The 16227-nt window shown below is 68.0% G+C and carries 14 protein-coding genes; 1 reads left to right on the top strand and 13 read right to left on the bottom strand.

The genetic code is table 11. The features are described 5' to 3' along the window. Window positions 1-13 precede the first annotated feature (13 nt). The 8 genes from ACM6JT_RS19815 to glcD form a co-directional block, all read right to left on the bottom strand. Window positions 14-658: a response regulator gene (locus ACM6JT_RS19815; protein ID WP_034181525.1), complete on the bottom strand. Its 645-nt coding sequence runs from the start codon at window positions 656-658 to the stop codon at window positions 14-16. Between the two features lie 32 nt (window positions 659-690). Beyond that, window positions 691-2073 (bottom strand): cache domain-containing protein, encoded by a 1383-nt coding sequence (locus tag ACM6JT_RS19810; protein WP_414857107.1) that lies wholly within the window; start codon window positions 2071-2073, stop codon window positions 691-693. 154 nt (window positions 2074-2227) lie between these two features. After that, a complete protein-coding gene (locus ACM6JT_RS19805) occupies window positions 2228-3793 on the bottom strand; it encodes a sensor domain-containing diguanylate cyclase (RefSeq protein WP_034181527.1) in 1566 nt (521 codons plus the stop codon). 567 nt (window positions 3794-4360) lie between these two features. Continuing rightward, entirely contained in the window at window positions 4361-6535 is a 2175-nt protein-coding gene (locus tag ACM6JT_RS19800) for a malate synthase G (RefSeq protein WP_414857106.1), read from the bottom strand. Window positions 6536-6863: 328 nt separating this feature from the next. After that, window positions 6864-7268 (bottom strand): GlcG/HbpS family heme-binding protein, encoded by a 405-nt coding sequence (locus tag ACM6JT_RS19795; RefSeq protein WP_105390632.1) that lies wholly within the window; start codon window positions 7266-7268, stop codon window positions 6864-6866. 20 nt (window positions 7269-7288) lie between these two features. Beyond that, window positions 7289-8509, bottom strand: coding sequence for a glycolate oxidase subunit GlcF (gene glcF, locus ACM6JT_RS19790; RefSeq protein ID WP_414857105.1), 1221 nt, complete (start codon window positions 8507-8509; stop codon window positions 7289-7291). A gap of 19 nt (window positions 8510-8528) precedes the next feature. Beyond that, complete coding sequence (gene glcE / locus ACM6JT_RS19785) at window positions 8529-9605, bottom strand: glycolate oxidase subunit GlcE (protein ID WP_414857104.1); 1077 nt, start codon at window positions 9603-9605, stop codon at window positions 8529-8531. Next, window positions 9605-11104, bottom strand: coding sequence for a glycolate oxidase subunit GlcD (gene glcD / locus ACM6JT_RS19780; protein ID WP_414857103.1), 1500 nt, complete (start codon window positions 11102-11104; stop codon window positions 9605-9607). The genes glcE and glcD overlap by 1 nt, the downstream gene beginning before the upstream one ends. A 224-nt stretch (window positions 11105-11328) precedes the next feature. Between glcD and glcC the strand changes: the two genes are divergently transcribed. Continuing rightward, window positions 11329-12099, top strand: coding sequence for a transcriptional regulator GlcC (glcC, locus tag ACM6JT_RS19775; RefSeq protein ID WP_034181533.1), 771 nt, complete (start codon window positions 11329-11331; stop codon window positions 12097-12099). A 23-nt stretch (window positions 12100-12122) separates the two neighbouring features. Here the strand turns inward: glcC and ACM6JT_RS19770 are convergent, their stop codons facing one another. The 5 genes from ACM6JT_RS19770 to ACM6JT_RS19750 form a co-directional block, all read right to left on the bottom strand. After that, the gene (locus ACM6JT_RS19770; protein WP_131946696.1) at window positions 12123-12593 is read right to left on the bottom strand and encodes a hypothetical protein; all 471 of its coding nucleotides are present in this window, start codon (window positions 12591-12593) and stop codon (window positions 12123-12125) included. A 22-nt stretch (window positions 12594-12615) separates the two neighbouring features. After that, window positions 12616-12855 (bottom strand): DUF4258 domain-containing protein, encoded by a 240-nt coding sequence (locus tag ACM6JT_RS19765; protein ID WP_414857102.1) that lies wholly within the window; start codon window positions 12853-12855, stop codon window positions 12616-12618. Between the two features lie 242 nt (window positions 12856-13097). Beyond that, complete coding sequence (locus ACM6JT_RS19760; protein WP_034181814.1) at window positions 13098-13949, bottom strand: carbohydrate ABC transporter permease; 852 nt, start codon at window positions 13947-13949, stop codon at window positions 13098-13100. A gap of 17 nt (window positions 13950-13966) precedes the next feature. After that, on the bottom strand, window positions 13967-14911 hold the full coding sequence (locus ACM6JT_RS19755) for a carbohydrate ABC transporter permease (RefSeq protein ID WP_034181538.1): 945 nt from the start codon (window positions 14909-14911) through the stop codon (window positions 13967-13969). Window positions 14912-14965: 54 nt separating this feature from the next. Beyond that, window positions 14966-16225 carry an ABC transporter substrate-binding protein gene (locus tag ACM6JT_RS19750; protein ID WP_414857101.1) on the bottom strand — a complete coding sequence of 420 codons (1260 nt, stop codon included), beginning with the start codon at window positions 16223-16225 and terminating at the stop codon, window positions 14966-14968. Window positions 16226-16227: the final 2 nt, after the last annotated feature.

Here is a 16227-nt window from a genome sequence, read left to right as displayed (position 1 = left end):
TCGGCGCGCTGCCCTACCGCCGCCGATGCTCGACCGCGAACTTGATCAGCTCGGCCTGCCCTTCGATCTCGAGCTTGCGCTTCAGATTGAGCCGGTGCGTTTCGACCGTGCGCACCGACAGCCCCGTCTGCTGCGCGATCTGCTTGCTCGACAACCCCTCGGCCAGCGCATCGAGAATGTCGCGTTCGCGCGGCGTCAGGCGATCGAGCGGCGACGCTGTCGCGCTCGCGTGGATCATCCGCGCGGCGAGCCCTTCGCTGAAGAACGTCTGGCCGGCCAGCACGGCGCCGATGGCGCGGACGATCTCGCTCGCGGGCGAATCCTTCAGCAGGTAGCCGCTCGCGCCGGCACGCACGGCCTGCGTCACGTATTCGAGGTTGTCGTGCATCGACAGCATCAGCACGCGGATGCCGGGAAAGCGCTCGTGGAACACGCCCGCGAGCGTGATGCCGTTCATCCCGTTCATGCCGACGTCCATCAGCGCGAGATCGGGTTCGAGCGACGCGGCGAGCGCGAGCGCCTCGTCGGCGTTGCCGGCTTCGCCGACCACCGACAGGTCGGCCGCTTCGAGCCGCATCCGCAAGCCGTCGCGCACGAGCGGGTGATCGTCGACGAGCAGCAGTCGGGCGGCGGGCCGGGCGGTGTCGGGGGCGCTCATGCGTCAAAGGTCTCCTGTTATGGGGCGCATCGTCACGCGGCGCTGCGCAGCGGCACGCGCGCGGCGACGATCGTGTGGCCGACCTGCGACGTGATCGTCAGCATGCCGCCGAGCGCGTCGAGGCGCTCGCGCATGTTGCGCAGGCCGATGCCGCGGCGCACGTCGGCTTGCGAACGTTCGGCGTCGAAGCCGCAGCCGTTGTCGGCGATGGTCAGCGTGACGGATAACGCGCCGACGTCGAGCGTGACGGCCGCGCGCGTCGCCTGCGCATGATGCACGATGTTGCTGAGCGCTTCCTGCGCGATCCGGAACAGCGCGGTGTTGACGGCCGCGGGCAGCGGCCGCGTGCCGCTGTGCGCGACCTGTGTGTAGCCGATGTCGATGCCGCTTTCGGCGCCGAGCTCGCGGACGAGCTGCTCGAGCGCGGCCGCGAGCCCGAGATCGTCGAGCATCGACGGACGCAGTGCATGCGAGATGCGCCGCACTTCGCGCAGCGTGTCGCCGAGCCGCCCGACGCCCGACACGAGCGCCTGCTCGGCCTCGGGCACGCGCGACGTGCCGCGTTCGAAGCGCGCGAGCGCGGATTCGAGCATCAGCTTCGCGGACACCATCATCTGGCTGATCCCGTCGTGCAGTTCGCGCGACAGCCGCGCGCGCTCCTGCTCCTGCGATTCGACGACGCGCTGCGCGAGCAGCTTGAGCTTCGCGTCGGCGCTGCGCGACTCGCTGACGTTCAGCACCAGCGCGCACACGGCGATCGCCGCCGCGCCGGTGAGCGCGATCGCGGTGAGCCAGCTCATCGTGCGCTCGATGTTCGCGGACGCGCGCGCGTCGATGCGCTGCAGCGCGGTGTCGACGTCGTCGAGATAGATGCCCGTGCCGACCATCCAGCCCCAGCGTTCGAGCGCGACGACGTAGCCGAGCTTCGGCGCGACGCGGCCCGTCGACGGCCGCTGCCATGCGTAGCGAACGTAGCCGCCGCCGTGCGACGCCGCGCCGATCAGTTCCTGGATCGTCAGCGCGCCCTGCGGATCGCGCATCGACCAGAAGTTGTGACCGACGCGCTCGGGTTCGCGCGGATGCATCAGCGAATTGCCGTGCAGGTCGTACACGAAGAAGTAGCCGTCGGGCCCGAAATCCATCTTCTGCAGCATCGCGAGCGCCTGCGTGCGCAGCAGCGCGTCGTCGCGCGCATTGCGGCCGCTCGCGTCGTAGAGCGGCATGATCGCGCTCGTCGCGAGCTCGACGTAGTGCTTCAGCTCGACTTCCTTGCTCGACAGGTACGCGGCCTGGATCGTCGCGTGCTGCGTGCGCGCGAGCGACGTCGCCTGCTGGCGCACGCCGAAGCCGATGCCGGCGATCGCGAGCAGGAACGGCACGATGGCCAGAAGGAAGATCTTTGCCTTGAGTCTCATGGTGGTGCGAGGCGGCCGCGACCCGGCGCAAACCGGCCGGGCGCGTCAGCCGCGCGGCGGCGCGGCGGCGTATCGAGCCGACATTGTCGACGATTTTGCACGCGGGCGGCTGCGACCGGGCGGCCGCCCCGCCGCGGCTCGGGGGTCCGGGCGCTCAGGCCCGCCGCGACTCGAGATTGTCGGGAGACGCGGCCGTCAGGACGACGATGCGGTTGCGCCCGCCTTCCTTCGCGCGATACAGCGCATCGTCGGCGAGCTTCAGCGCGGCCTGCATGTCGTCGTCGAGTTCGGGATAGCTCGTCGTCACGCCGATGCTCACCGTCAGGCGGCCGGCCGTGCCGGCGTCGTGCCGGATGCCGAGATCGAGGATGCCCGTGCGGATCGTCTCGGCGATCGTCACCGCGCCGTCGGTGTCGACGTCGGGCAGCACCACGACGAACTCCTCGCCGCCGTAGCGCGCCGCATAGTCGGCCGGGCGGCGCAGGCAGCCGCCGATGCAATGGCCGACCGCGGCGAGCGCGTCGTCGCCGGCCTGGTGGCCCTGCGTGTCGTTGTAGTGCTTGAAGTAATCGACGTCGATGAACAGCAGCGACAGCGCATGCTGCGAGCGCGCGGCGCGGCGCCATTCGCGCGCGAGCGTGACGTCGAGCATCCGGCGGTTGTCGAGGCCCGTGAGGCCGTCGGTGCGCGCGAGCGCCTGCAGCTCGGTTTCCGCGCGATGACGCTTGCGCAGCTGCACGTCGAGCAGCAGCGACAGGCCGACGAAGCCGATCGCGAGCGCGACCATCGCGGAGCCGATCGGAATCGCACGGTCGTACCACGCGGCGTAGGTGTCCGCTTCCGAGCGCGCGACCATGACGATGAGCGGCAGGTGATCGAGGTGCCGGAACACGTACAGGCGCCGCACGCCGTCGATCGTCGCGGTGTCGGCGAAGCTGCCTTCGCTGGCGGTCATGAAATGCCGGAACGTGCTGGCGCGGCTGATGTCGCGGCCGACGATCTTCGGGTCGTACGGTTCGCGCGCGAGCATCAGGCCGCGCGTGTTGATCAGCGCGACCGAGCCGCGGTCGCCGAGCGACAGGCGCGAGAACAGGTTCTGGAAATATTCGAGCCGGATCGACATCACCGCGACGCCGCCGAACGACCCGTCGGGCTTCGTGATTCGCCGGCTGAGCGCGATGCTCGGCGAGCCGCCGCGCAGCCGCGAATGGTACGGGTTGCTCACGTACAGGCCGACGTCGGGGTGGTCGCGGTGGATGGTGAAATACGGCTCGTCGCCGAAGTTGACCTTGCGCGGCACGTCGCTCTTGCCGTCGACCTCGATGTCGCCCTTTGCGTCGAGCACGTAGATGCCGCCGAGGTACTTGGCCGTCGTCGCGCGGTCGAACAGCACCTGGCGGCGCAGCGGCATCGGCAGCGCAGTGACCGCGGGGTCGTTCGCGCCGTCGACGACGGCCTGCAGCGACAGCGAATAGATCTCGATGTTGCGCTCGATGTCCCACGACGCCATCAGCGCGAGGTTCTGCTGCATCGTGCGCGAGCGGTCGCGCGCGTCGATGCGGCCTTCGTACAGCAGGATCCCGCACAGGAGCAGCAGGACCAGCGCGATCAGCAGCCCCGTATAGAAGATCAGGTGCGGCAGCAGGAACCGGCGCAGATGAGCGGCGACACGGCTTGTCCGGCCGGATTCGCTGGGCATTGCGTAGTCGGTTTCTGCCATGGTCCGTGGATCGATGGGCATCGTCGCCAGGCGGCGGGCCGATGCGATTGTTCGTATGACGTGTCGGCAGCGATACGGTGTGCGGCGCCTTCCGGCGCCTTCTTCCCGCCCCGGCGGAGAAAATGGACACCGATTATCGGTAATCGCGGCCAGATATATCGGCAAATCACGTATTCATTGGCGGCATCTGCCGCGATTCGACGATCCGACGAATCGGGCGGCGCGGATTCAACGGAGTATAACGCGCGCATTCGCGTGCGCGGAAAATGTTGCGACCCGTTGATCGGGGTCAAATTATCGTGAAATCCCGGGCTTGCAAATATTGGGCAGAGCGTTACTGCGCAAGGTTTTGGCGCGTGGCGGGTGCAAGCGTGCGGCGTACGGCCGCCGATTCGGGTGGATTAACGGCCGGCGCACGCGAAACTTGAAAGCGCGCGATATGTTCCGATTATCGGTTTCAACATACGGTTTCAACGGTCGCGCGAACGTAAAAATGAAAAAACGGGCGGCGATGAGGGCCGCCCGTTTCGCGGAGCCGGCATGCGGGACTGGCCCGCCTGCGCATGCTCAGGCGCCGTGCTGTTGCGCCTTGAACGCGAGCCGGAACCGGTGCAGCAGCGGCTCGGTATAGCCGCTCGGCTGCGACGTGCCCTGCAGCGCGAGCGCGCACGCGGCCTTGAACGCGGTCGACTGGTCGTAGCCGGGCGCCATCGGGCGATAGTTCGGGTCGCCGGCGTTCTGCTGGTCGACGACGCGCGCCATCCGCTTGAACACGTCGAGCACGAAGGCCTCGGTGATCACGCCGTGGCGCAGCCAGTTCGCGATGTGCTGGCTCGAAATGCGCAGCGTCGCGCGGTCTTCCATCAGGCCGACGTCATGGATGTCGGGCACCTTCGAGCAGCCGACGCCCTGTTCGACCCAGCGCACGACGTAGCCGAGGATGCCCTGCGCGTTGTTCTCGACCTCGCTCAGGATCTCGTCTTCGCTCCATTCGGCACGCTCGACGACCGGCACGGTCAGCAGGCCTTCGAGCAGCGCGTCGCGCTCGCTCGCGTACGGCGTCTTTTCGAGCGCTTGCTGGACGGCCTGCACGTCGACGAGGTGGTAGTGCAGCGCGTGCAGCGTCGCGGCGGTCGGCGACGGCACCCACGCGGTGTTCGCACCCGCGCGCGGATGCGCGATCTTCTGCTCGAGCATCGCGTGCATCAGGTCCGGCATCGCCCACATGCCCTTGCCGATCTGCGCGCGGCCGCGCAGGCCGGCCGACAGGCCCGCGAGCACGTTGTTGCGCTCGTACGACGTGATCCAGGCCGACGACTTCATGTCGCCCTTGCGGATCATCGGGCCCGCTTCCATTGCGGTGTGCATCTCGTCGCCGGTGCGGTCGAGGAAGCCGGTGTTGATGAATGCGACCCGCGCGGCGGCCGCCGCGATGCACGCGGCGAGGTTCACGCTGGTGCGGCGCTCCTCGTCCATGATGCCCATCTTCAGCGTGTTGCGCGGCAGGCCGTACAGATCCTCGATGCGCGCGAACAGCGTATCGGCGAACGCGACTTCGACCGGGCCGTGCATCTTCGGCTTCACGATGTAGATCGAACCCGTGCGCGAGTTGCGCTTCGCCTTCAGGTCGTGCAGCGCGCACAGCGTCGTGACGACGCCGTCGAGGATCCCTTCCGGAATTTCGTTGCCGTCGCGGTCGAGCACCGCGCCGTTGGTCATCAGGTGGCCGACGTTGCGCACGAACAGCAGCGAGCGGCCGTGCAGCGACAGCGTGCCGCCGTCGGGCGTCGTGTAGTCGCGGTCGGCGTTCAGGCGGCGCGTGAAGCTCTTGCCGCCCTTCGCGACTTCCTCGACCAGCGTGCCCTGCATCAGGCCGAGCCAGTTGCGGTAGAGCTGGACCTTGTCGTCGGCGTCGACCGCCGCGACCGAATCCTCGCAGTCGATGATCGTGCTGACCGCCGCTTCGAGCACCACGTCCTTCACGTTCGCGAGATCGGCGCGGCCGATCGGCGTCGACGCGTCGATCTGGATCTCGATGTGCAGGCCGTTGTGCTTCAGCAGGATCGCGGACGGTGCGCCGGCCGCGCCCTGGTAGCCGACGAACAGCGCCGGCTGTGCGAGATGCACGACACCCTTCGCGGTTTCGACGGCGAGCTGGCCGTCCTGCACGCGATAGCGCAGCGCGTCGCCGTGCGAGCCGCTCGCGAGCGGTGCCGCGTTGTCGAGCACGTTGCGCGCGTAGTCGATCACGCGCTGGCCGCGCGTCGGGTTGTAGGTCGCGGTGCGTTCGGCGCCGCCGTCCTCGGGCAGCGCGTCGGTGCCGTACAGCGCGTCGTACAGGCTGCCCCAGCGGGCGTTCGCGGCGTTCAGTGCGTAGCGCGCGTTCGACAGCGGCACGACGAGCTGCGGGCCGGCCTGCGTGGCGATCTCGCTGTCGACGTTCGCGGTGGCTGCCGCGACGTTCGACGGGACCGGCACGAGGTAGCCGATTTTTTCGAGGAACGCGCGATAAGCGGCGTGGTCGCGCACGGGGCCGGGGTGCGCGCGGTGCCAGGTGTCGAGTTCCTGCTGCAGGCGGTCGCGTTCCGCGAGCAGTTCGCGGTTGCGCGGCGCCAGATCGTGCACCAGGGCCGAGAAACCGCTCCAGAATGCGGCCTTGTCGATGCCGGTGCCCGGCAGTGCTTCGTTTTCAATGAACTGGCTCAGCGCTGGCGCGACTTGCAGTCCTGCTTGGTCGATCATCGTTATCCTCCCGGGGAAAAATGCGCGCGCGGCTAGAGGGCCTGCTCACGCTAATAACGGGCTTGCGAACGAGCCTTGCCGGTCGTAGTGCAAGGAGCAAGGAGCGCCGTTTGGCCGAGCCAAACAAGCGACGCGCGACGCCGCAATGCGGCCGGCAAGGCTCGTTCCCGTGATTTAAAAAAACCATTTGTGGGGCTGGCCACCAGAAGGGCCGATCGCTGCGTCATGCTCCTTGCGAATACGTCGAGTATTCGCTTCGTCGCAGTCCTTGCGCTCGGCCCTTCTGGTGGCCAGCGCAAGCCCGTTATTAGCGTGAGCAGGCCCTCCTTTATGTCGCGACGCTTTGTGTGCCGACGCGGGCGATCTGCGCGTCCTGCTCGGACTTTACGCCAGACACGCCGATCGCGCCCGCAATCCGGCCGCCGACCGTGACCGGCACGCCGCCTTCGAGCAACCCCGTCAGCGGCACGCTGAGAAACGCGGTGCGGCCACCGTTGATCATATCCTCATAAGCCTTCGTCTCGCGACGGCCGAGCGCCGCTGCGCGCGCCTTGTCCTGCGCGATGGTCGCGCTGGCCGGCGATGCGCCGTTCAGCCGCGCGAACGCGAGCAGGTGGCCGCCGTCGTCGACGACGGCGATCGACACGGCCCAGCCGTGGCGTTCCGCTTCCGCGCGGGCGGCGGCGAGCATGCGGTCGGCATCGGCGAGTTCGAGTTCGGGTTTCGTCTGCATGGATGTCCTCCGGAACCAGGTCAGTTGATCAGTCGGTTGTCGACGAGCTCGATCCAGTGGCGCACGGGCGTGCGGCCCGCGCTGTTCAAGTGAGTCTGGCAGCCGACGTTGGCCGTGACAATCAGGTCCGGCCGCACGGCTTCCAGCGCATCGAGCCTGTTGTCGCGCAGTTTCGTCGCGAGTGCGGGCTGCGTCAGCGAATACGTGCCGGCCGAGCCGCAGCACAGGTGGCCGTCGGCGACATTCGTCAGATCGAAGCCGAGCCGCGTCAGGATGCTTTCGACCGCGCCGCCGAGACGCTGCGCGTGCTGCAGCGTGCACGGGCAATGGACCGCGACGCGGCGTGGCGTCGTATCGGCCAGCGCGTCGAGCGGCTCGGCCGCGATCACCTCGGCGAGATCGCGCGCGAGCGCGCCGACGCGGCGCGCCTTCTCCGCATAGACGGGGTCGGAGCGCAGCAGGTCGCCGTATTCCTTGACGAACGCGCCGCAGCCGCTCGCCGTCAGCACGATCGCTTCCGCGCCGGCTTCGATCGCGGGCCACCACGCGTCGATGTTGCGGCGTGCGCGGGCGAGGCCGGCGTCCTGCGCGTTCAGGTGATATTCGGTCGCGCCGCAGCAGCCGGCCTCGCGCGCCGGGCTCACGCTGATGCCGAGCCGGTCGAGCACGCGCGCGGCGGCCGCATTGGTGTTCGGCGACAGCGCGGGCTGCACGCAGCCTTCGAGCATCAGCACGCGCCGCGCATGACGCACGGCCGGGCGCGGCGCGGCCGCGGGCACGGCGGCCGGGATCTTGTCCTGCAGTGCGCCGGGCAGCAGCGGGCGCAGCGCGCGGCCGGCCTTCAATAACGCGGCGAACGTCGCCGGGCGCGGTACCACGTGACGCAGCCCCGCGCGCAGCAGGCGCTCGCGCGCGGGCCGCTGCGCGCGCTTCTCGGCTTCCGCGCGGCCGATGTCGAGCAGCGTGTGATAGCGCACGCCGGACGGGCAGGTCGTCTCGCAGTTGCGGCAGGTCAGGCAGCGGTCGAGATGCCGCTGCGTGCGCTCGCCGCACGGCTCGCCTTCGAGCAGTTGCTTGATCAGGTAGATGCGGCCGCGCGGCCCGTCGAGCTCGTTGCCGAGCATCTGGTAGGTCGGGCAGGTCGCATTGCAGAAGCCGCAGTGCACGCACGCGCGCAGGATCGCTTCCGCTTCGTCGGCCCGGGCGAGGGTCTTGCTTGCTTCGCTGAGATTGGTTTGCATCGGCGGGTCGCTTCGAAGGTCAGAGGTCGGCGTACAGGCGCCCGGGATTGAAGATCGCGTGCGGGTCGAGTTGCGCCTTGAGTTGCCGGTGCACGCGCAGCAGCGCGCCCGGCAGCGGCTGGAACGGCTCGTGCGTCGTGCCCGGCGTGAAGCAGGTCGCGTGGCCGCCCCATTGCGCGGCGAGCCGCTGCACGTCGGCCGGCGCGGCGTCGCTCTTCAGCCAGCGCTGCGCGCCGCCCCAGTCGGCGAGCAATGCGCCGGGCAACGCGCCGAGCGGTGCGGCGGCCGGCACCGACACGCGCCACAGCGGGCGCGGATCGTCGAAGAACGGCAGCGCGAGATCGCGCAACCGTGCCCAGAACGCGTCGCCGGCGTCGTCCATCCGGTCGCCGCCGATCGTGTCGCGCGCGGCCTTCACCGAGCCCTCGCCGCCTTCGATCCGCACGCGCAGCATGCCGTCCGCGTGGCACGCGCCCGCGAGCGGCAGCCCCGCGCGCCGCCACGCGGCGACGCGCTGCACGGCTTCGCCGGCAGCGAGCGGCAACGCGAGATCGCCCGTCGCGCGCGGCTTCGGCAGCACCTTCAGCGACACCTCGGTCACGACGCCGAGACAGCCGAAGCTGCCGGCGAGCAGACGCGACACGTCGTAGCCCGCGACGTTCTTCATCACCTCGCCGCCGAAGCGCAGGTGCTTCGCGTGGCCGGTGATCACGCGGCAGCCGAGCACGAAGTCGCGCACCGCGCCGGCCCACGGGCGGCGCGGCCCCGACAGCGCCGCCGCGAACATCCCGCCGACCGTTGCCGCGCCGCCGAACGCGGGCGGCTCGCAGGGCAGCATCTGGCCGGCCGAGTCGAGCATCGCTTCGAGATCGGCGAGCGGCGTGCCCGCGCGCGCGGTGACGACGAGCTCGGTCGGGTCGTACGCGACGACGCCGCGATGCGTGCGCACGTCGAGCGTGCGGCCTTCGACGGGGCGGCCGAGAAAGGCCTTCGTGCCGGCGCCGCGGATGTGCAGCGGCTGGCGGTCGTGGATCGCGGCGTCGACCTGGGCGACGAGCGCTGCGCTGTCGTCGATCGATTCGATTTCGCGTCGCATCAGAAGCGCTCCAGTTCGGGAAACGGCAGCTTGCCGTGATGGACGTGCATCGCACCGAATTCGGCGCAGCGGTGCAGCGTCGGGATGTTCTTGCCGGGATTGAGCAGCCCCTGCGGATCGAATGCGGCCTTCACCGCGTGGAAGAACGTGATTTCGTCGGCGTTGAACTGCACGCACATCTGGTTGATCTTCTCGCGTCCGACGCCGTGCTCGCCGGTGATGCTGCCGCCCGCCGCGACGCACAGCTCGAGGATTCGGCCGCCGAGCGCTTCCGCGCGGTCGAGCTCGCCGGGCCGGTTCGCGTCGAACAGGATCAGCGGGTGCATGTTGCCGTCGCCCGCGTGGAACACGTTCGCGACCGGCAGCCCGTATTCGGCAGACAGCGCGGCGATCCCTTCGAGCACGCGCGGCAGCTCGCGGCGCGGGATCGTGCCGTCCATGCAGTAGTAGTCGGGCGACATGCGGCCGACCGCGGGGAACGCGTTCTTGCGGCCGGCCCAGAAGCGCTGCCGCTCGGCCTCGTCGCGCGCGACGCGGATTTCGGTTGCGCCCGCGTCGCGCAGCAGCGCGGCGACGCGTTCTGCATCCTCGTCGACGTCGCTCGCCGCGCCGTCGAGCTCGCACAGCAGGATCGCCTGCGCATCGACCGGGTAGCCCGCGTGGATGAAATCCTCGGCCGCGCGGATCGCGAGGTTGTCCATCATCTCGAGGCCGCCGGGAATCACGCCCGCGCCGATGATCCGCGCGACCGCCGCGCCCGCCTCGGCGACGTCGTCGAAGCTCGCCATCAGTACCTTCACGCACGGCGGTTTCGGCAGCAGCTTCACGGTCACTTCCGTGACGATGCCGAGCATGCCTTCGGAGCCGGTGAACAGCGCAAGCAGGTCGAAGCCCGGTGCGTCGAGCGCGTCGGCGCCGAGCGTGAGCGTGTCGCCGTCGATCGTCAGGATCTGGACCTTCAGGATGTTGTGCACCGTGAGCCCGTATTTCAGGCAGTGCACGCCGCCCGCGTTTTCGGCCACGTTGCCGCCGATCGAGCACGCGATCTGCGACGACGGATCGGGCGCGTAGTAGAGGCCGTGCGGCGCGGCCGCCTGCGAGATCGCGAGGTTGCGCACGCCGGGCTGCACGCGCGCGATGCCGGCGTCGGGGTCGATGTCGAGAATCCGGTTGAACTTCGCCATCACGAGCAGGATGCCTTTTTCGAGCGGCATCGCGCCGCCCGACAGCCCCGTGCCCGCGCCGCGCGCCACCACCGGCACGCCGTGTGCGGCCGCGACGCGCAGCACCGCGCGCACCTGCTCGACCGTGTCGGGCAGTACGACCGCGAGCGGCACCGTGCGGTACGCGGCGAGGCCGTCGCATTCGAACGGCTTGAGCGCCTCGCGTTCGTGCAGCACGTCGAGGCCGGGCGCCGCCGCGTGCAGCGCGGCGACGAGCGTGTCGCGGCCGACGGTCGCCAGCGGGCCGTCGATCCGTTCGTCGTAGATGAAACTCATCGGTCTGTCTCCGTCTCCACCATGCGGGCGGCCGCGCGATGCGCGACACGCCGGATGGACGGGATTCTTGGCGGGCCAGGCGCACCTGTCCAGACGTCTTCCATGTGGTCGTACCAGTTTTTATAAAGGCACCCGGAAGCTGTCACGCGGAGAACCGGAAAACCGAATCATGGAAAGGGTTCGTGCGAAAATAGGGGATATTCGTCCAAAGTGGTCGTACCAGTATGGAAATGCAGGATCGAGAGGGGCCGGCGCGGCGCGTGGCCGACGTCGTCGCCGAGCGGATCGAGAAGCTGATCGTCGACGGCGTGCTGAAGGCCGGGCAGGCGCTGCCGTCCGAACGGCGGCTGACCGAGAAGCTCGGCGTATCGCGCACGGCCGTGCGCGAAGGAATGAAGCTGCTGCACGCGCGCGGGATCATCGACACGATGCACGGCAAGGGTTCGTTCGTCGCGAGCCTGACCCCGCAGCGCGAAATCACGCCGATGATGCATCTGCTCGGCTCGCAGCCGCGCACGCTGTACGACCTGTTCGAGGTGCGCGGGATGCTCGAGGCCGAGGCCGCGCGGCTCGCCGCGTTGCGCGGCACGTCGGCCGATTTCATCCTGATCAAGCGCCGCTACGACGAAATGACGGCGGCCGACGCGCAGGATCTCGATCCCGCCGCGCGCGCGAAGCTCGACCACGCGTTCCATCTCGCGATCTGCGAGGCGTCGCACAACCCCGTGCTCGTCAACACGCTGCAGTCGCTGACCGACCTGCTGCTCAGTTCGGTGTTCGCGTCGGTGAACAACCTCTATCACCGCGAGCCGCTGAAGAAGCAGATCGACCGGCAGCATGCGCGACTCTACAACGCGGTCACGGGGCGGCTGCCCGAGCAGGCGCGCAAGGCCGCGAGCGAACATATCCGCCAGTGCGTCGAGTATCTGCGCGAGATCGAGCAGGAGGAGCAGCGGCTCGTGCGTTCGACGTTGCGGCTTGAAGGGTGGACTTAGGCGCGTTGGTTCTTGTCCGGCGATCAGGTTGCCGTGCAGTCGGCATCGTCCTGAGCTTCGAGCCTGGATGCCCAGCCTGACTTGGCTTCTTTCAGCACGATTCGCTGCTTTTCAGCGCGCTCGATCGCGTTGATGCGCTCGATTGCCGATGCGATAGGAACATTGCCGTCCGCGTGTGCGAGGTACAGCAGGCGAACCAGTTTGTCGGCCCAGCGCGGCACTTTGCCCGACTTCTCCCAGCGGGCGACCGCCTGCTCGTTGTTGCCGAGCAGCTTGGCCAGTCCGCTCTGCGATTGCATCAGGCCGGCACTGCGCACATACCGAAACTCGACGCCGGTGAGCGGAGCGGGTTTTTTCGCGAGCGCGAGACAGATCGCGGTGCAGAGTCCGTCCAGATCGTTGATGGACACGCCATCGCCATAGGGTGTCTTGTGCAGCGTATATCCGTTCGCCAGCCATACATTTTTCAGGCCACCGTCGGTGTAGTGATACATATCAGCCCCTTGGTGCGTCAATTCAGCGTTTGGTGACTTCCATCACGGTGATCACCGTGAGGTGAGGAGCGGGATGATCCACGAGTACGGCCACGCCGACATTGACGCCCGATACATATCGCTCCATCACACAGCGCAGGCCCGATGCCCGCATGTCCGGTTCAGGCTCGTTCACGATGACGCCCTTGCGCAGCGTTTCCAGCACCATCGGATCGTTGATCTTCCGCTGCCGCATCCGGTCGCGTGCATGGCCGACGAACACGATGTTCGCTGAAACGGCCGCACATACCCGGATGTGCTTCTCGAGCTGTCGTTTGGATGGTTGCCCCAATCGCACACCTATCATTTTGATAGGTTGGAGTTTACGCTGTCTGATGCGTGTTGGGGATAAATTTTGGCTATTGGGCTCAGTCCGCCTGGCGTCACGCAGTCGAAAAAAAGCCCGCCGAAGCGGGCAACCTCACGATGCGGAGGGGGAGATACGAAAACGCGAGCGGCGCGCGTTCAGCCTTTCGTCGCGCCGAACGTGAGCCCCGCGACGAAATGCTTCTGCATCGCGAAGAACATCGCGACAGAAGGCAGCGCGGCGAGGATCGAGCCGGCCGACACGAGGTTCCACGACGTCGTCCATTGCCCCTTCAGCGCCGCGACGCCCGCGGTGATCGGCGCGGCTTCGTCACCTTGCGTGAGGCACAGTGCCCAGAAGTAATCGTTCCACACGAACGTGAACACGAGAATCGCCAGCGCAGCCAACGCAGGCCGGATCAGCGGCAGCACGATCCGCCAGAACACCGTCCATTCGCCCGCGCCCTCGATGCGTGCGGCCTCGATCAGCTCGAACGGCAGCTGCTTGATGAAGTTGCGCAGGAACAGCGTGCAGAAGCCGGTCTGGAACGCGACGTGGAACAGGATCAGCGCTTCGACGGTATTGAACACGCCGAGCCGGAGCGACAGGTCGCGCACCGGAATCATCAGCACCTGCACCGGCACGAAGTTGCCGGCGACGAACGTGCCGAACAGCGCGGCATTGCCGCGAAACCGGTAGGTCGCGAGCGCGAAGCCGGCCATCGACGCGAGCGCGATCGAGCCGAGCACGGACGGCACGGTGATCTGCACGCTGTTCCAGAAGTAATGCAGCATAGGCGACGTCGTCAGCGCGTCGCGATAGTTCTCGACCATCGCGAAGTGTCGCGGCCAGCCCCAGTAGTGCCCTTCGACCAGTTCCTCGGTCGAGCGCACCGACGTGACGAACACCGCAATCATCGGCAGCAGCCAGATCAGCAGCGCGACGGGCAGCGACAGCTTGTACAGCCGGCGCGAGACGGGCTTCCATTGGGCAACGGGAGTCGGAAACATGATGGCCACCGGTCGGGTTATTGCTCGTTGCGCAGCATGCGGCGCAACTGGAACACGATGTAGACGAGCATGATCGCGAACAGCACGACCGCGATCGACGCGGAATAACCAAGCCGGTAGTACTTGATCGCCTGGTCGTACATGTAATACGCAAGCACGGTCGAGCTCTCGAACGGGCCGCCGCTCGTCATTACCGAGATCAGGTCGAAGCTGCGCAGCGCGCCGATCACCGTGACGACGATCGCCATGAAGGTGGTCGGCCGCAGTTGCGGCAGCACGACGTGCCACAGCAGCGCGAAGCCGCGCGCACCTTCCATCCGCGCCGCCTCGATCTGTTCCGGGTTGACCGACGTGAGGCCGGTCAGGTACAGGATCATGCAGTACGCCGTTTGCGGCCACAGCGCGGCGAATACGATGCCGAGCGTCGCGTAGCGCGCATCGCCGAGCACCGGGATGCCGTGCCCGGCGAGCAGCGCGAGCAACCCGAAGGTCGGATCGTAGAACCACGAGAAGATCAGGCCGACGACCACGCCGGACAGCACGAACGGCGCGAAGAACAGCGATTTCACGAGCCGGATGCCGCCGACCGCCTGGTTCAAATACAGCGCGAGCGCGAGGCCGAGCGGCGGCGCGAGCATGAACAGCGCGAGCCAGATCACGTTGTTGCGCAGCGCGGTGTAGAACGTCGGCGCGTGCAGCAGTTCGACGTAGTTCGCGAGCCCGACGAAGCTGCGCTCGGTCATCCCGTCCCAGTTGTACAGGCTCAGCGACAGCGTCGACAGGATCGGCCAGATCACATAGACGGCAACCATTGCGCAGGCCGGCGCGAGAAAGAGCCACGCGGCGCGCCGTTGCCGCCGCACGGCAGGCGACGGGCGGCGCGCGGGCAGCGCGGCGGCGGATGCCCCGCGCGGCGGCGGCGCGGCGCCGGCGGGCGGGGTGGACGTGATCGGACTGGACACGGCAAGCCTCCTGTACTGACGCGGCGGCACAGGGCCGCCGGCTGGGTCACGCGGTCACTTCTTGTAGATCCGCTTGCGGGTCTGTTCGAGCTGCGCAAGCACCGTATCGAGCTGCGCGGGATCGGCCAGGAACTGCTGCATGCCCTTCATCCCCTCGTCGGCCATTTCCTTCGTCATGTCGCGATCGTAGAACTGCGCGACGCCGCCCTTCGTGTCGGCGAGGATTCGGAAGCCGATGCGCGAGATCGGATCGGCCGGCTCGGGCGACTTGCTGTTGGCCGACAGCGAGCCGAGGCCCTCCGCGAGCTTCGCGCCCATCTCGGGCGTTTCCACGAAGGCGAGGAACGTGTGCGCGTCGGCCTTGTTCTTCGCTTTCGTCGGGATGTGCAGCGATTCGACCGGGCCGTCCTCGGCGGTCGGCACCTTCGGGTCGATGATCGGGAAGCGGTAGTAGCCCATTTCCTGTTTCACGTTCGGCGGGAAACCCGCCGCGATGAAGGTGCCCATCAGCATCATCGCGGCCTTGCCCTGGAACAGGAACGGCTGCGCGCCGTCGAGATCGTAGGACAGCGCGTTGTCGATGAAGTAGCCGGCATCGATCAGCGATTTCCACGTCGTGTAGACCTTCTTCACGCGCGGGTCGGTGTACGGCACGTCGCCGGCCATCAACTGCTGGTGGAACGCGTTGCCGTTCACGCGCAGGTCGAGATAGTCGAACCAGCCGGCGAGCGTCCACGCGTCGCGGCCGCCGAGCGCGACCGGCGTGATGCCGGCCGCCTTCAGCTTCTTGCACGCATCGAGAAACTGGTCCCAGGTCTTCGGCTCGTCGGCGATGCCGACCTTACGGAACAGGTCCTTGCGGTAGAACAGCCCCCACGAGTAATAGACGGTCGGCGCCGCGTACTGCTTGCCGTTATACGACGATGCGTCGCGCGTCGACGCGTACATCGCACCCCAGCCGTTCTTCGTCCAGTCGCCGCTCAGGTCCTCGAACAGCCCGCGCTTCGCGTAGTACGCCATCCGCTCGCCCGCGTGCCAGTTCACGACGTCCGGCGCGACGGTCGTGAGCCACGCGGGGAGCTGCACCTTGTACGCTTCCTCGTCGACGAAGGTCGCCTTCACGTCGATGTCGGGATGCGCCTTGTGGAACGCGTCGAGCGTCGATTGCCAGACCGCGCGCTGGCTGGCGCCCTTGAACGCGATGTTGATGGTCAGCGTGCCGGCGCTCGCCGGCGCGGCGGCACCGAACGAAGCGAACGCGATGGCGGCGGCCGCGGCGAGCCGGGCGGCGGCGCGAAGGGGGCGATGTGTCATGG

Source organism: Burkholderia sp. IT-111MI5, from assembly GCF_949752865.1.
Taxonomy (GTDB): Bacteria; Pseudomonadota; Gammaproteobacteria; order Burkholderiales; family Burkholderiaceae; genus Burkholderia; species Burkholderia pyrrocinia_C.
This window is presented reverse-complemented; position numbering and strand designations above follow the sequence as displayed.

Coding starts and splice junctions, on each gene's coding strand:
- ACM6JT_RS19815 (WP_034181525.1), bottom strand. CDS start 658: ATGAGCGCCCCCGACACCGCCCGGCCCGCCGCCCGACTGCTGCTCGTC.
- ACM6JT_RS19810 (WP_414857107.1), bottom strand. CDS start 2,073: ATGAGACTCAAGGCAAAGATCTTCCTTCTGGCCATCGTGCCGTTCCTG.
- ACM6JT_RS19805 (WP_034181527.1), bottom strand. CDS start 3,793: ATGGCAGAAACCGACTACGCAATGCCCAGCGAATCCGGCCGGACAAGC.
- ACM6JT_RS19800 (WP_414857106.1), bottom strand. CDS start 6,535: ATGATCGACCAAGCAGGACTGCAAGTCGCGCCAGCGCTGAGCCAGTTC.
- ACM6JT_RS19795 (WP_105390632.1), bottom strand. CDS start 7,268: ATGCAGACGAAACCCGAACTCGAACTCGCCGATGCCGACCGCATGCTC.
- glcF (WP_414857105.1), bottom strand. CDS start 8,509: ATGCAAACCAATCTCAGCGAAGCAAGCAAGACCCTCGCCCGGGCCGAC.
- glcE (WP_414857104.1), bottom strand. CDS start 9,605: ATGCGACGCGAAATCGAATCGATCGACGACAGCGCAGCGCTCGTCGCC.
- glcD (WP_414857103.1), bottom strand. CDS start 11,104: ATGAGTTTCATCTACGACGAACGGATCGACGGCCCGCTGGCGACCGTC.
- glcC (WP_034181533.1), top strand. CDS start 11,329: ATGGAAATGCAGGATCGAGAGGGGCCGGCGCGGCGCGTGGCCGACGTC.
- ACM6JT_RS19770 (WP_131946696.1), bottom strand. CDS start 12,593: ATGTATCACTACACCGACGGTGGCCTGAAAAATGTATGGCTGGCGAAC.
- ACM6JT_RS19760 (WP_034181814.1), bottom strand. CDS start 13,949: ATGTTTCCGACTCCCGTTGCCCAATGGAAGCCCGTCTCGCGCCGGCTG.
- ACM6JT_RS19750 (WP_414857101.1), bottom strand. CDS start 16,225: ATGACACATCGCCCCCTTCGCGCCGCCGCCCGGCTCGCCGCGGCCGCC.